At 37.6% G+C, this 15,725-nt stretch carries 12 protein-coding genes; 3 read left to right on the top strand and 9 right to left on the bottom strand.

Features of this window, described 5'->3' with window-relative positions:
- Window positions 1-16: 16 nt before the first annotated feature.
- From AC25Y5_RS10205 to AC25Y5_RS10195, 3 genes are all read right to left on the bottom strand, one after another.
- Window positions 17-1,897: an ABC-F family ATP-binding cassette domain-containing protein gene (locus AC25Y5_RS10205; RefSeq protein ID WP_488140178.1), complete on the bottom strand. Its 1,881-nt coding sequence runs from the start codon at window positions 1,895-1,897 to the stop codon at window positions 17-19.
- A 399-nt stretch (window positions 1,898-2,296) separates the two neighbouring features.
- On the bottom strand, window positions 2,297-3,889 hold the full coding sequence (locus tag AC25Y5_RS10200; RefSeq protein ID WP_488140177.1) for a long-chain-fatty-acid--CoA ligase: 1,593 nt from the start codon (window positions 3,887-3,889) through the stop codon (window positions 2,297-2,299).
- A 265-nt stretch (window positions 3,890-4,154) separates the two neighbouring features.
- Window positions 4,155-4,391 (bottom strand): hypothetical protein, encoded by a 237-nt coding sequence (locus AC25Y5_RS10195; RefSeq protein ID WP_482100641.1) that lies wholly within the window; start codon window positions 4,389-4,391, stop codon window positions 4,155-4,157.
- A gap of 567 nt (window positions 4,392-4,958) precedes the next feature.
- Here AC25Y5_RS10195 and AC25Y5_RS10190 point away from each other — a divergent pair.
- Window positions 4,959-6,449 carry a peptide MFS transporter gene (locus AC25Y5_RS10190; protein ID WP_488140176.1) on the top strand — a complete coding sequence of 497 codons (1,491 nt, stop codon included), beginning with the start codon at window positions 4,959-4,961 and terminating at the stop codon, window positions 6,447-6,449.
- Window positions 6,450-6,612: 163 nt separating this feature from the next.
- A complete protein-coding gene (locus tag AC25Y5_RS10185) occupies window positions 6,613-7,629 on the top strand; it encodes a DUF1646 family protein (protein WP_488140175.1) in 1,017 nt (338 codons plus the stop codon).
- A 55-nt stretch (window positions 7,630-7,684) separates the two neighbouring features.
- On the opposite strand, the gene AC25Y5_RS10180 is transcribed toward AC25Y5_RS10185, so the two are convergent.
- The 6 genes from AC25Y5_RS10180 to AC25Y5_RS10155 form a co-directional block, all read right to left on the bottom strand.
- Window positions 7,685-8,653, bottom strand: a complete 969-nt coding sequence (locus tag AC25Y5_RS10180) for a proline dehydrogenase family protein (protein ID WP_488140174.1) — start codon at window positions 8,651-8,653, stop codon at window positions 7,685-7,687.
- Between the two features lie 77 nt (window positions 8,654-8,730).
- Complete coding sequence (locus tag AC25Y5_RS10175) at window positions 8,731-9,405, bottom strand: amino acid ABC transporter permease (protein WP_488140173.1); 675 nt, start codon at window positions 9,403-9,405, stop codon at window positions 8,731-8,733.
- Window positions 9,406-9,425: 20 nt separating this feature from the next.
- On the bottom strand, window positions 9,426-10,274 hold the full coding sequence (locus AC25Y5_RS10170) for a transporter substrate-binding domain-containing protein (protein ID WP_488140172.1): 849 nt from the start codon (window positions 10,272-10,274) through the stop codon (window positions 9,426-9,428).
- Between the two features lie 229 nt (window positions 10,275-10,503).
- Entirely contained in the window at window positions 10,504-12,207 is a 1,704-nt protein-coding gene (locus AC25Y5_RS10165) for a methyl-accepting chemotaxis protein (protein WP_488140171.1), read from the bottom strand.
- Between the two features lie 250 nt (window positions 12,208-12,457).
- Window positions 12,458-13,282 (bottom strand): GNAT family N-acetyltransferase, encoded by an 825-nt coding sequence (locus AC25Y5_RS10160; RefSeq protein ID WP_488140170.1) that lies wholly within the window; start codon window positions 13,280-13,282, stop codon window positions 12,458-12,460.
- A gap of 116 nt (window positions 13,283-13,398) precedes the next feature.
- Complete coding sequence (locus AC25Y5_RS10155; RefSeq protein ID WP_488140169.1) at window positions 13,399-14,136, bottom strand: DUF2161 domain-containing phosphodiesterase; 738 nt, start codon at window positions 14,134-14,136, stop codon at window positions 13,399-13,401.
- A gap of 290 nt (window positions 14,137-14,426) precedes the next feature.
- Here AC25Y5_RS10155 and ilvA point away from each other — a divergent pair, with 290 nt between their 5' ends.
- Window positions 14,427-15,695 carry a threonine ammonia-lyase IlvA gene (gene ilvA, locus AC25Y5_RS10150; RefSeq protein ID WP_488140168.1) on the top strand — a complete coding sequence of 423 codons (1,269 nt, stop codon included), beginning with the start codon at window positions 14,427-14,429 and terminating at the stop codon, window positions 15,693-15,695.
- Window positions 15,696-15,725: the final 30 nt, after the last annotated feature.

The raw sequence follows: 15,725 nt of genomic DNA, 5'->3' as shown, positions 1-15,725 counted from the left end.
TCATTTGCCCCTTTCGTTAGGACTTATTCAATTCTTGTAAGAACGACCAGCGTTCAATAAGACTTTCATATTTACCGTTCAATTCTTCAAGTGATGACGTTAAATCTCTTAATTTATCGTAATCAGACCCAGTGGACGCCATTTCTGCTTCCGTGGATTCGATTAATTTCTCAACTTTCTCGATGTCCGACTCAATTGTTTCATATTCTTTCTTTTCAGCGTACGATATCTTCCTTTTTAGTTCCTGTTGAATCGGCTCTTCTATTTTAACGATTGGTTCGTGTACCACTACTTCTTTTGGTACATACGTTTCTAGGAAATCAGAATAAATACCAAACCAGGTGTCGACATCCCCTGATCCATCCATTACCCATAATTTTTTTGATGTACGATCTAAGAAGAAACGGTCATGTGAGATAGTGATAACAACACCCGGGAATGTATCGATGAAAGATTCCAATACAGAAAGGGTTTCAAGGTCGAGATCGTTTGTAGGTTCATCTAACAGCATGACGTTTGGTTGTTCCATTAATAATTTCAATAAATATAGCCTTTTTCGCTCACCGCCTGATAATTTACCGATAGGCGTCCCATGTGCTTGTGTAGGAAATAAAAACCGTTCCAACATTTGAGATGCTGAAATGCGAACACCATCTGCATCTTCGATATCATTCGATGTATCGCGAATATATTCAATAATCCTTTTATTTTCATCCATTATTGGCGTGTGTTGTTGGAAGTGAGCAATTTTCACTGTTGTTCCTTTATCGATGATTCCGCTGTCAGGTTCACTTTCGCCGGAAAACATATTCAATAACGTCGTTTTCCCTGCCCCATTAGGTCCGACAACCGCGATACGGTCACCCGATTGAAGAATGCACGAGAAATCATCAATGACTTTTCTTCCACCGAAAGACTTCGAGATGCCTACCGCTTCAATCACTTTCTTGCCTAGTCGCGTCGACTTAAGCGCGACGTCCATTTCTCCGCTGGTGTCTTCTTTTTTAACCTTTTCCGCTAGTTCATCAAAGCGCCCAATCCGTGCTTTTTGCTTTGTCGATCTTGCTTTCGCACCTCTTCTAATCCACTTCAATTCAGATCGGTACTGATTGCGAAGCTTATCATCTGTCGATGCTGCCATCTCCGCACGAATTGCTTTCGACTCAAGATAATTTCCGTAATTACCTGTATGAGAATATAACGTTTTATCAGCAAGTTCATAGATGCCAGTTGATAACTCGTCCAAGAAGTAGCGGTCATGGGTAACAAAGATAACAGCGCCTTGTTCATTTTTCAAGTAATCTGACAGCCACATGATGGAGTTTACATCTAAATGGTTTGTCGGTTCATCGAGAAGTAAGAGATCTGCAGGCTCAATTAGAACTTTTGCAAGTGTTACCCTCTTTATTTGTCCACCCGAAAGTTCACTCATCTTCTTATCGAACGTTTCAATGCCTAGTTTCGACAAAATTGTACGGGCTTTTGAATTTATATCCCAACCGGATAAATCGTCCATCTCATTTTGATATTTCGAGTATTGGTCCTGATTCAGTGTAGATTCAGGATTTGCAGAAAGTGCTTGAAGTGCATGCTCATACTCTAAGTTAACCTTGATAATCGGTGCGTCACTCTTGAACACTGTTTCCATCACAGTAAGTTCTGGGTCGACTTCAGGTTCTTGAGGTAAATATACAATTCGGTATCTATTCGGATGATCGGTCGAAATCGAATCGGCTTCTTCGACTCCTGCAATGATTGACAGTAAAGTTGACTTACCTGTCCCATTGATGCCAAGCAAACCCACTTTTTCTCCACTCGCAACCGTAAAGGCTATATTTTTAAACAAAGTTTTTTCCCCAACTGTCTTTGTGAGGTTTTCAATAATTAATTGGCTCATGATTACACTTCCATTTCTTATGACTACCTTATTCTATCATAGCCGATTAACATAGCTTTTTAAAAGTGTATTGTACTATTAAATGCATCTTATCATCTGAAAAATGCATGTTACGTGAGATTAATTTCCACTAATTCCATGAAGCGGTACAATTCCATCAATACGTTTCTTGAGAAAGAATGTGGTAATCATTCAAATGCTCCTGCTGAAATCAAACAATCATTCCAAATCGATATGGGAATGTTATATGAAATTAACGGTGAAAAATATCATTTTTTAGCGTTCTCTATGTTCTCGGAACTACATTGCTGTTCTTCGGATCCTCATTACTCGTTATGAGAAGGGAAATTGAAAAAGCTTGTAAGTACATAACTCATTGTACTTACAAGCTTTTTCATTTTAATTTACAAGGCGCCCTTTTATTCCTTTTTCTTCCCAATAAGCATCACGAATTTGAACTTTCAGTATTTTCCCGGAGGCTGTTTTCGGTAGTTCATCTACAAAAGTAATCCCAGTTACGGCTTTGAAATGAGCTAATCTTTCTTTGCAAAATGCGATAATCTCCTGTTCGTTCGAAGTCATATTTTCACGTAATACAATAAAGGCGTGTGGCGTTTCCCCCCACTTCTCATGCGGTACCGCTATAACCGCAGCCTCGAGAATTGCCGGATGTCCATAAAGGACTCCTTCGACTTCAATTGAAGATATATTCTCCCCACCGCTGATAATAACATCTTTTTTGCGGTCCACTATGTTGATGTATCCATTTTCGTCAATGGTCCCCATGTCGCCCGTCAATAGCCGCCCGTTTTGTAGCACCTCTTCCGTAGCTTGATCATTTTTCCAATAACCTTTCATGACGCCATGGCTACGCACCGCCACTTCCCCAACTTGTTTGCCGTCATGTGCAACCTCGTCCCCTTGTTCATCTTGAATCTTTACATCGCTTCCAATCATTGAATAACCAGCTTTTGCTTTTAATTCAATTTGTTGTGCTCTTGATAGTCCAGTTAAATGCGAGCGAATTGTTGAAATCAGGCTGAGTGGTGATGTTTCTGTCATGCCATATACTTGGATGAATTCCCAACCCAACTCTTCCTCGACACGATTGATGAAAGCGGGAGGCGGTGCAGATCCTGCAATGACAACACGAATATCTTGTTCGATTACTGGATGATGCTGATCATGGTATAGCAATAATGCGTTCAATACAGTGGGAGCCATGTGTAAAATAGATACTTTGTGTTCTTTAAGCGCATTAAAAATGGACTCTGGAGTGGATTTTCTTGAGCAAATATGTGTAGCTCCATTTGCGGTGTAATAAAATGGTGATCCCCAACCATTCACATGAAACATTGGGAGCACATGTAGATAAACATCCGAGTCAGTAACCCTTAAATGGTGCATTGTACTAAGTGCATGTAGGTAATTGTTACGATGTGTCAACATGACGCCTTTTGGATTTCCAGTGGTACCGCTCGTATACAGTAAACTGCAGACATCATTTTCATCAAGTTCAGTCCGGTTAAATGGCTCGGTTGAAAAAGAGGATAACCATTCATCATAGCTCGTTTCACTAGTATCAGAATCTTTATAATGAACAATAATATGCTTGATTGTTTCAAACTTGTCTATTACTGGTCTAATTAATTCATAGAGGTCTTGATCGACCAAAAGCACTTTTGATTCACTATGGTTCAGAATAAAGGCATAGTCTTCCGGTTTTAATCTAATATTCAAAGGAACCATGACTGCTCCAAGTTGAAACACGCCATAAAATCCCTCTAGCATTTCAAGTGAATTCCCCGCTAAATATGCAACTTTATCACCTTTACATATCCCTAATTCACGTAGCCCATGTGAAAGCTGATTGACTCTCTCATTCAGTTGATAATAAGTATACTTACGTCCTTCGCAATATACCGCTTCCTTTTCTCCATATAGTGAAACTGCACGGTCAAGAAATTGCGGTAATAGTAGTGGTACATTCATCCATTTCACCCCATCATTTTTATTTAGTATATACCATTTAGAATTTTCCGTCATCACTAAATATTCTTATTTCCGTTAGCGGTTTATGTCTAAATATATTCAGAAATGAAATTTCAATGCAAAACTATTAGTTTAATAAAACACAAAAAACTTACCTGTTTGCCAGAATGCACAGGTAAGTTTTATATTTTTACTTTTTACGCCAGAATTATCCGATGTAACCATAAATCCCTTAAGTAAATTTATTCTTAGAGATATTTTATTTTCATTGTCTTTTAACCACAGTTTTACTACCTGAGTACAGCCCACTCGCAGAAAGCCCCATCATTAACCCAATGAGTATTGCTGCCTTGATATCATGAGGGTATATATATACAACTCCGCCTACAATTCCGAAGAGAATAGCTGTTACCGGTAATAATTTTTTTGGCATACCGTACATTTTCAACAACTCCACTATTCCGATGATAAGTGGAATTAAAACAACATCATAGATTTCCAACGTTTCTCCTCCTGTACTAGTTAGTCGATAACCAATTAATTTCTTTTTAAAGGTAAATGACTACACAAATTTCAGTGCGGAGTTAAGTGGAGGTTAACGGAAATGGTTGTAGAGTGACTATCGTTATGTATGGAACGAACATTCGTCCCTATCGAAATAACAGATTGCGAAATTGTAAGTTTCACAATGTAAAAGAGCGACTTTAATATAATACTTCTAAGAGAAGCATCATCATTCCACTTTACCTGAGTAGTGTTCCGACACAAGAGCTACAAAATGAGTTGTAGATAGTCATATAGCTTCAAGTTTCCCAATGGTTTGATTCAGTTTTTGTATTCCTTTAACTATATGAACAAAAGTTTGTTAACATGAATTATAAATAATTTAAATATATTAATATAGTATAAATATTTTTAGTGAATATCTATTTGATCCATTAAGATGATTCTAATAATATTGAAATGTTTTAATTACAACGTTATTCAAAAACACAGTATTTCTAAAAACTATTTTTGACAATTGAAAACGTTTGATTGTATTATAGTAGAATATGAAGGAGGCATTATTATGTCACATATATCAAAAAAACAAATCGTGGAGAGTGTCCCGCAAAAAGGTTTCTTTGGGCACCCAAAAGGTTTGTTCACATTATTCTTCACAGAGTTTTGGGAACGATTCTCTTATTACGGTATGAGAGCAATCCTTGTGTTTTATATGTATTACGAAATATCAAGCGGCGGCCTCGGACTAGACAAAACAGTTGCATTGTCTATTATGTCCATTTACGGTTCCCTTGTGTACATGTCAGGGATAATCGGTGGTTGGTTAGCTGACAGGATTTTCGGTACATCTAAAGCGATTTTTTATGGTGGAATTTTCATCATGCTTGGCCATATCGCGCTTGCAATTCCTGGTAACATTACATTATTCTTCGTTTCAATGGTACTCATTGTAATTGGTACTGGTCTATTAAAACCTAACGTATCTAGTGTTGTTGGGGACATCTACCCGGAAAATGATAACCGTCGAGACGCGGGATTCAGTATCTTCTATATGGGTATAAACATGGGTGCCTTCATCTCTCCACTGATTGTCGGAGAATTAATGAAGACAAGTTTCCATCTTGGTTTCGGTGTTGCGGCAGTCGGGATGTTCATTGGACTGTTGATATTCATACTTACGAAAAAGAAAAGTCTTGGACTTGCTGGTACGCAAGTGGCAAATCCATTGGAAGCGAGCGAGAAGAAAAAAGTATTCTCAATTTTTGCGATTAGCGCTATTGCAATTGCAATTCTAGTTGCCATCGCCATTCCCCGTGGTTGGCTTACATTTGACTCATTCATTGCAATTGTAGGGATTCTCGGCTTCTTGATCCCCACAGCCTATTTCGTTGTAATGTATAGAAGTTCGAAAACGAATGATGATGAACGCTCACGTATTATTGCGTTTATTCCACTCTTCGTGGCTTCAGTTATATTCTGGGCAATTGCTGAGCAAGGATCAACAATACTTGCATTATATGCGGATACACGGACAAATCTTAATATCTTTGGCTATCAGATTTCACCAGCCTTTTTCCAATCATTTAATCCGTTATTCATAATCACTCTGGCACCATTCTTTGCATGGATTTGGATGAAACTTGGTGATCGGCAACCTACTATTCCGCAGAAGTTCTCCCTTGGACTACTATTTGCCGGATTGTCTTTCATCGTTATTTTAGTGCCTGGCTATTTGGGAGGTACAGATGCACTTGTAAGTCCACTGTGGCTCATTTTAAGCATCTTCATCGTCGTCCTAGGAGAATTGTGTTTATCACCCGTAGGTTTATCTGCAACCACAAAACTGGCTCCTGCAGCGTTCTCTGCGCAGACAATGAGTCTATGGTTTCTTTCAAACGCAGCTGCACAAGCATTAAACGCACAACTTGTAAAATTATACAAACCTGAAACAGAATTAATGTATTTTGGAATCATCGGCGGGACAGCAATACTATTTAGTATTCTACTCTTCGCAGTTTCTCCAGTTATCCAGCGTTTTATGAAAGGCGTACGTTAAATAGAAATATCATTAAAACAGGTAGCTCCGCTAGTAATAGGGGCTGCCTGTTTTTTTACTCATTTTCAAGTTGTGGTTCAAGCTTTTTCATTGGTATTTTCCTTTACTTTTTATAATAAGATAACTAATGGACTCTTATTAAATTGAATAATGGAGGTATATCATGCTACTTGGCTTGACTATAATTTTAATACTGGTTTTATTTTTGCCCTTTACAATGAAAATAGTTGAAAGGAATTTAGAATTCTTTTTATTTATCATGGGTATTTTCGCAGTTCTGGTTAGCCAGGTACTTGACTCCTATCTCATATTAAAAGCGTTGGAGGATCCGATAAATATTACATTAGCGGTTATAATCGCCGGGCTATTGTTTCGGTGGCTTCGAACTCCTTTTCACAAAGGAGTACAGATCTTGAGCAAAGCAATTCCTTTCCGCTTATTTATAGCACTCAATGTTATCGTTCTAGGAATACTATCAAGTGTAATTACTGCAATTGTTGCTGCAATTGTATTGGTTGCAATTGTCGGTGTGTTACGACTTGATAGGAAATCTGAAATACGTTTAGTAATAATTGCTTGTTACTCAATCGGACTCGGTGCTGTCTTGACGCCTATTGGCGAACCCCTTTCAACCATTGCCACTAGTAAATTAGATGAGGACTTTTTCTATTTGCTTCGCCTAATCGGACCCGATATCATTCCTGGAGTTATTGCTTTTGGCATACTAGCTGCAGTTATGATCAAGCCTTCAAAAAAGTTAAACAGATATAAAACAATTCCTGTTACGGAATCATACATCGAAATAATTATTCGGGGATTTAAAGTCTATTTGTTTGTAATGGCTTTAACATTGCTCGGAGCTGGCTTTGAACCATTTATCGAAAAGTATTTACTCGACATGAATCCTTTGATTCTTTATTGGATTAATATGATTTCAGCAGTACTCGACAATGCCACATTAGCAGCCGCAGAAATCAGTCCTGAGATGAATGATTCGACAATTAAGGCCCTTTTACTAGGCCTGCTTATAAGCGGAGGAATGTTAATACCAGGAAACATTCCAAATATTATCGCTGCGGGAAAGTTGAATATTAAAAGTATTGAATGGGCACGTTTTGGTGTTCCAATCGGGTTGATTTCGATGGTCATTTACTTCGTAGTCATTATTACAGTGGGCTAAATTGAAAAAGGTGTATAATGAGAAGCATCTCATTTTACACCTTTTTATTTTACTGTTATTTTTTCCTGGTAAATCTTTCGATTGCAAAAGCTCCGACTGCTAAACCAAGCACTGTATTTGTTTTTTTGTTAAATACTTGTTTGACAATAAGATTCATATTTTGCGGCCTTTCAGCAAGACGACGCATGAAATAGCCGTACCAATCATCTCCGAAGGGTACGTACGTGCAGAAATTATACCCTTCACTGGCCAATTTTAATTGCATGTCTTTTCTGAATCCGTATAACATTTGGAATTCAAATTTATCATACAAAATATTATTATCCTTAACAAATTGTTTTACATGATTAATGACGTTGTGATCGTGTGTTGCAATCGAAGTAAATTTACCATTTAGCAAATGCCATTCAATTAACTTAATATAGTTTTCATCAATTTCATCTTTATTTTGATAAGCATATTGTTCAGACTCTTTGTATGCACCTTTTACTATTCGCAAGCGGAAATTCTTATACTTTTGAATATCTCCTACTGCACGAAAGAAGTAGGCTTGAATGACTGTTCCTATATTATCATATGTCCTCGATAATTCATCAAGTAGATCAAACGATGGTTGCAAACGAGCATGATCTTCCATATCGAAGTTTATGAAGATATCGTAGTTCTTTGCCTTGGAAACAATCTCTTTTAGATTTTCCAAACAAAAATCAAGATCTATATCCAAACCTAGTTGAGAAGGTTTCAATGAAATATGGGCATCGACTCCATGTTGATGGATTGCTTCAATTACTTCAAGTATTTGTTTTTTTGCAGCTAATGCTTCTTCTTTTGCATAAACAAACTCACCCAGATTATCTACAGTACAAGAAATACCATAAGAGTTTAACTCTTTAATGCTTTGGATTGTTTCTTCTACATTTGTTCCTGCCACTACGTTTTGCGCACCAAGTTTCAATCCGTATTTTTTAGCAGCACTATTCAATAACTGATTTTGAGATAACCCGATAAAGAAATCCTTCAACATATCGCATGCTCCTCAACTATGTTTTTGATTCCATTATATCATGCGCTCTTACTGAAATGACAGATGATGAAAACATATTAAACGTAATTTGAACGTTTCTCAAGTTGGCTTTGCCATATTTCGACTAGCAAACAAATACCCCAATAGATAAGGCCAACCAAAATATAAACTGTCATATAATCGAATTCTCTTCCCCCGACGATTTTTGCACGCTGAAACAAATCAGGTACTGTAATCATCGCCGCTAACGATGATGCTTTGATTAAATCTAGCATAACGTTCGACAATGGCGGAATGGCTATGCGAGTCGCTTGAGGTATGATAACGGAATACATTGATTGCATATATGACAAACCCAAGGCAGTAGAAGCTTCCCATTGACCTTTATCGACTGAGTTAAGCGATGACCGAATTATTTCGGCCATATAGGCGGATGAATGAAGACTAAAGCCTATTAACGCAGCTGTAACGGCAGTAAATTGAATGCCTATATTCGGCAATCCGAAATATAACAAAAATAGAAATACCAGCATGGGTGTTCCCCGCATATAGGAAATATAGATTCGAGATGGCCACCTGAATAATAGCAGTTTAGACGTCCTACCAAGCGCCAGGATTAAACCCAGAACTAATCCGAATGCCATCCCTCCAAAAGAGATGAGTATCGTGAAACCAACGCCTTGTAAAATATACGGAAATGATTCAATAGCAAGTGGCAAGTCAAAAATGTGGTTCCATTCAATTCCACTCACTTTATAACCCGCCTTTCCAATTATTCAAAATCATAATCTTTTTCAATGGACACGTCTTCTCCGTCAAAAAACTTTTCAGCCAATTGTGAAATCGTACCATCATCTTTCATTTCAACTAGCACAGTATTTACTTGTTCTAGTAAATCCTTACTGTCCTTTTTCATAATGATTGCCTGGACATTGGGATGATACTTTATATCTGGATGAATCATAATTTCAAATTCAGGAAAAGCCTTTAGAGCAAGTTTTTGTAAATAATAATCATTTAAAATGACATCCGTTCGGCCGATTTCAACGTCACGTAAGTAAACATCATTTGTTACATTGTCATAAATAGCCTCTTCTGCGCCGTTTTCTCGACCGACTTGCATGTATACCGAAGTCGCTGCGCCTGCTGCTTTTTTACCTTTTAAATCTTTAAGTGATTCAATTCCTGAGTGATCTGATTTACGTACAATTGCTGTACCGAACGAATACTTATATGGTTCTGAAAAAGTAAATTTTTCTTCCCGTTCGGGCGTAATTTCAATATCGTTCACTGCGAGATCGACCTGCCCACTGTTCAAGGAAGTTAGCATTCCATCTAGCCCCATCTCAACGAAATTAATATCCAAATCAAGGCGCTTACCCAGCTCTTTCATTATTTCTACTTCATAACCTGTCAGTTCTTTACTCTCGCTATCATGAAAAGAAACCGGATAAAGTGTACCAGATGTCGCTACTACAATTTCACCTTTTTCTTTTATTTCCTCCCAACTAGAAACTTTTTCATCTTCTTTAGCGCTGGAACCACAAGCTGCAAGAACAGTAATTGTTAATAGCAGCAGAAAAGACAGAATCCTCTTATGTAGTTGTTTTTCTCTTGTCATGAAATCTCTCCGTTCTATCAAGTATTTTATATATCATGTCCACTAAAAAATTATAATGTATTCCTCTATGAATTGTAAGTTTTCGGATCTAAAAATAAATTCACAGACGGTACATCAACTTTCAAAGTAAGTAGGAATTCTAATTTATGTTCCCTGTCAACCGAATTAAAAATTCCTTTTCATGACAAAACCCATAAAAGTAATTACTTTTACGGGTTTTGTCTTTATATTATTTCAGTTTGAATTGCCCTACAAGTTCCTCGAGATCCTGTGCCATCTGACTCATTTCAGTTGAATGCGCGGCAACTTCATCAATAGAAGCTGAAGTCTGTTCCGTAGCCGCGGAAATACTATTTGTCTTATCTTCGATTAAATGGATTGAGTGAGTTAGTTGACTAATTAGCCCTACCACCCGTTCAGAGTTCTCCGCTTCAGCTGTCGTTAATTCTGAAATCAAATTTATTTCTTTCACAGTTTCTGAAACAGCACTGGATATATTACTTAATGAAACTGCGGTCAAACGGACGGTTTCAGTACCCGATTCAATTAGCTTATTGCTATCTGAAGTGGAACTAACAACTTGCCCTATACTTTCTGTTATATCGCGTACCAATTTTTCTACTTCCAACACTTCCCTATTGGACTGTTCCGCAAGTTTTCGTACTTCTTCTGCTACAACTGCGAACCCTTTACCATGTTCACCGGCTCTTGCAGCTTCGATGGATGCGTTTAACGCAAGTAGATTTGTCTGTGCAGCAATTCCTGCAATTGAACTCGTGATATTTTGGATTTTCGTTGTAGATTCAATCAATTTTTGAATTGTACCTCCAGCTTCATTTGAAGAAATCCTGATTTTTTCCATATCACTGCTAATTTCATTCACGCTAAGTTGTCCTTCTTTAGCAATTTGCATCGTTTGTTGTGAATTACTCACACTAAGATCTGCTATTTCTTTTGAATTTTGGAGATCGCTTGCTAAAGATGACAAGATCTTCGATGCGTTCTCTGCATTGATGGTACCATCTGAAATAGATGCAGCTGTTTCGTTCATGTTGTGTGCAACCTGCTGAATAGCCATCTGCATTTCATTCAAAGATGCCGTCGTATCTAGAGAGTTTTTTGTCAATTGGACAGATGTGCTTTTCACAGTACCAATCATATTACGCAAATTCGCTGTCATTGTATTCAATGTACGACCGAGATCTCCTACTTCATCATTGCCCTTTACAACTGTATCTTCGATTGCAAGATTTCCTTTCGCAATTTCTTTTGCATGGGAAATTAAAACAGAAATCGATTTTGTTTTACGTCGGATTAGCAGGATTGTCCCAATTGAAGCAAGAATCATCGGTATCAAACTTATGAGAATACCATTACGAACGACATCCCATGTCCTGCCTGCTACAATTGAACCATCAAAGTCGATAACGCTTATTGCAATAATTTCTTCAGTTGGATCGTGATTTTTATATATCGGTGCATAACCGGACAAGCGTTCCATACCGGCGAATTCATAGAGCTCTGAATAAGTTGAATGCTTAGTTTCCAAAAGCATTGAAATTGCTTCCTCATCGACCGGAACGGATTTTCCCGGTTTAAACCCTGATTTCTTCAAATTATCATCAAGAGCAAGTATTTTTCCATCTAAGTCAATAATGTATTGCGTTTCGAAAATGGGTTTATGGTTGATTGTCCAGTTTAGTTGTTTGCCAACCTCGTCCATGACTCCAACGTCGCCTTCGAGCATTTTATCTACATCTTCCGGGCGAATTAAACCAGTTGTAATATTGGCGCAGCCGTATGCCTCTACACCAGCTGCATCATATAATTTGGCGTAAGCTGTCTTATATGTAGCAACGGAAGTAATCGCCAGCATCGCGACCATGATGCCCACGATTATTGTTCCCAACTGTATCGTTAATGTATTTTTCACTATTTTTCCCCCTAGCATTCTACTAGTCTATTTTACCCTACATTATAATAAGAGAAAAGGTCAAAAACGGCCAATTATTCGACAAACTCGATCTGATATAAAAACATCTCTTTGTATAAGTTTAACGGAATGCTATTATGTCTCCTAAGCAATCTAGCATGCTTCTTTTGTATCGAAATTCTATAAATTTAGAATAGCTGATGCCCTTCCGCCGGTAAGGCCAAATAGCTTCAGCTTTTTCAAGTCTAACTTATTCTTTGTTCTTCCTAAAATAATCCTGCCCCTGCACCTTTACAAATCCAACTGATTCATACAAGGTTAGCGCACGATTATTTTTCGCTTCGACTTCAAGTCGTATTCGATTACCAGCATCATGTTCACGCTTAATAATGTTTCGCAAAACTTTTCTACCGTATCCTCTTCCCTGAAATTCTGGGAGGACAGCGAATCCATAAATCCAAGCATCGCCGTCCATTCGATTGATACGAACCTTTCCTACTGTCCTGTTATCAGCTTCAATCATTAAAAACTGCTCATCTGCTCTTTCTTTTATCCGTTCCAGATGAGACCTTGCATCTTCTTCATCCATGCCAAAAGCAAGTACATCAAGCAATACTTCTAAATCAGCGTCCCGCGGTTTTGCGGAACGTAAAAGAACTTCGTCACTCGGCTCAATTATTTTTTCCTTCCAGACCATTTGAAATTCAGAAAATGCATAAGTGTAAGGTTGGGTAGATATCCAGCTCTTTGCTGTGTCTGATGAAGAAGGTGCGTTCAATAAAACCGTTTCAAAGCTATATTGTTCCATTAGTACTAATGCCTGAGTCCATAGTTCCGTAAAATGGCCTTTCCTTCTTTCTTCGGGCTTCACCATTCCACAAATCTCAACTGTAGATCCGAAACTATATAAAGCTAGGAAAGCGATCAGTTCCCCATTTTCTATATGGAAGAAATCCATTTGACGTCCATCTCTTTCACGGAGCATTTCCCAGTTGAATTTCAATTGAAAACCGTCTGCTTTCTCACATTGGTTTTGCAGTTGCTTTATTGCAATTAATTGACTCTCATTTAACATACAATTTCCCCCAATTTAAATACACATAGCTCTTCTTATGTATTGACTCTATCAATAATAGCACGTAAAACAATATCTTCTATTTAAATTTATTCTTCAAATTCTTGCAAGGCTGCTCATTGTTCATTGTGTTTTTTTACGACTTCACAATAATGACTATACAGTTCGGGAATGGCACCCAATTCATTTATACCAGTATCATTAATTGTATATATTCCCCTACTGACTCTATCAAACCATCCATAATAGTTTTTATTTAGAATTGTAAATGTCTTTTCTCCTGTCCCCATCCCACGCAACGATTTTGGAGATAAGGGACCATAATGTAAAAAACAGCAGGCAATATGAATACAATTTTCTTTATAAGCTGTAATAATTTTGGTCTGGCTACTTCCACCAATGTTAAAATCACTGAGTCTACCTTCCATTTCTGTTAACATATCAGACCTTTTTTTCGTGCTACGCTGCATGCTTTTTTTTCGATCAAAAGAAGTGGGATGAAATATAATTTCCGCTACGGCAACTTCTTCTTGAAATGATACGGTGATCAAACCTAACTCAAGCCTCCTCACCAAATGGCAAGTATCTTTCCACTTTTTCGAGCGAAAACTGATTTTGGGTTTAGGTATTGCAACATAGACCTGATTCGTCAATCGCTGTCTTTTTGTTGCCTGCATCAGTAAATCAATATTAAGAGTGAGCTTCATCTCTATGAGTATTAATTCCTGTTCTTTCACCGCGGCTATATCACACTCGTTCACTTCACCATAAACATCGTAACCCTGCTGTGTAAAGTATTCTTTAATCGGTTGATAAAGATCAATTTCATAACGTTTCTTTGTTTTATCTGACATAGCTGACCATCACCTCTTCTTAATGGTATAGAAAATAGATTGGAACTGCTATTCAAACATATTTTTATGGGATAAAGCTTTTTTTACGAGGTGGGAACAGCAGCTCAACATTTCCACACGTTGATGTTTTACATTTCACTGGGGTGGAGAAGCATTCATTTATGTAAACTATACAATCCATTGGAAATAGCACCTACAATAAATAACGCACAATTAAGAAGATTCTCATGCACATACGCAGGATTTCATGTTATCATTGGAAAACGATATTGAAGGGTGTTGAGATTACAATGAACATTATGAAGACAGAACAAACTGGAATTCAAGTGGAAGACATACTAATTGCCAATCAATTATTAAAAGATGTAGTCGCACATACCCCTCTCCAAAAAAATGAACGACTATCAGAAAAGTACAATTGTCGTGTCTATGTAAAGAGAGAAGATTTACAACATGTCCGTTCTTTTAAATTAAGAGGTGCCTACTATAAAATCAAAACGATTGAAGCAGCAGCGCTCGAAAAAGGAGTGGTCTGCGCCAGTGCGGGTAACCATGCCCAAGGGGTCGCTTATGCATGTGCACACCTAGGTATAGATGCAAAGATCTTTATGCCGCAGACTACCCCAAAACAAAAAATTGACCAAGTTAAAATGTTTGGTAAAGGTTTTGTTGAAATTATATTAGTAGGTGATACATTTGATGATTCTTCTGAAGAAGCTTTCAAATGCGCTGATGCAGAGGACCGAATATTCATCCATCCCTTTGATGATTACGATATTATTGCTGGACAAGGGACAGTTGCAGTTGAAATGATGAATGACATTGAAGAACCAATTGATTTTGTGTTCGCTAGTATTGGCGGCGGCGGGCTAATGGCAGGTTTGAGCACTTACATTAAAAATGTTTCACCGAATACTAGGATGATTGGTGTAGAGCCAGAAGGTGCAGCTAGTATGAAAGCAGCTTTAAAAAATAATGAAGTGACAACCTTAAATTTCATTGATAAATTTGTCGACGGGGCCGCTGTTAAAAGTGCAGGTCAATTTACTTTTGAAATCTGTCGCAAATATCTAGATGATATTGTTCTTGTTCCTGAAGGTAAAGTTTGTACGTCTATATTGGATCTATACAATGAACATGCAATCATCGTGGAACCAGCTGGAGCTTTACCAATCGCTGCCCTAGATTTTTATAAGGATGAAATTAGTGGCAAGTCAGTGATCTGTGTAATTAGTGGTGGGAACAACGATATTGGACGGATGCAAGAAATTAAAGAGAAATCCTTGATTTATGAAGGACTCTTATATTATTTCATTGTCAACTTCCCACAGCGTTCAGGTGCATTACGTCAGTTTTTGGACGAAGTACTTGGGCCAGATGATGATATTACAACTTTTGAATATACGAAAAAAAATAACAAGGAAAGTGGTCCGGGGCTTGTCGGGATTGAACTGAAGAATAAGTCAGACTATGCTGGACTTATTCAGCGGATGGATCAATGCGGTTTCATGTTTAAAGAAGTTAACAATGATAGTACACTGTTTGATTTACTAATTTAATCTTCTAATGAAAAAATCTTGCTCACAGCT

This window comes from Sporosarcina sp. Y1011 (assembly GCF_057669885.1).
Note: the sequence above shows the minus strand (reverse complement) of the source record. Positions and strands in the feature narration are given on the sequence as shown.

Bases quoted from the DNA above. Each gene is read 5' to 3' on its own strand.
- AC25Y5_RS10190 (WP_488140176.1), top strand. From the start codon at position 4,959: ATGTCACATATATCAAAAAAACAAATCGTGGAGAGTGTCCCGCAAAAA.
- AC25Y5_RS10155 (WP_488140169.1), bottom strand. From the start codon at position 14,136: ATGTCAGATAAAACAAAGAAACGTTATGAAATTGATCTTTATCAACCG.
- AC25Y5_RS10185 (WP_488140175.1), top strand. From the start codon at position 6,613: ATGCTACTTGGCTTGACTATAATTTTAATACTGGTTTTATTTTTGCCC.
- ilvA (WP_488140168.1), top strand. From the start codon at position 14,427: ATGAACATTATGAAGACAGAACAAACTGGAATTCAAGTGGAAGACATA.
- AC25Y5_RS10200 (WP_488140177.1), bottom strand. From the start codon at position 3,889: ATGAATGTACCACTACTATTACCGCAATTTCTTGACCGTGCAGTTTCA.
- AC25Y5_RS10205 (WP_488140178.1), bottom strand. From the start codon at position 1,897: ATGAGCCAATTAATTATTGAAAACCTCACAAAGACAGTTGGGGAAAAA.
- AC25Y5_RS10160 (WP_488140170.1), bottom strand. From the start codon at position 13,282: ATGTTAAATGAGAGTCAATTAATTGCAATAAAGCAACTGCAAAACCAA.
- AC25Y5_RS10170 (WP_488140172.1), bottom strand. From the start codon at position 10,274: ATGACAAGAGAAAAACAACTACATAAGAGGATTCTGTCTTTTCTGCTG.
- AC25Y5_RS10180 (WP_488140174.1), bottom strand. From the start codon at position 8,653: ATGTTGAAGGATTTCTTTATCGGGTTATCTCAAAATCAGTTATTGAAT.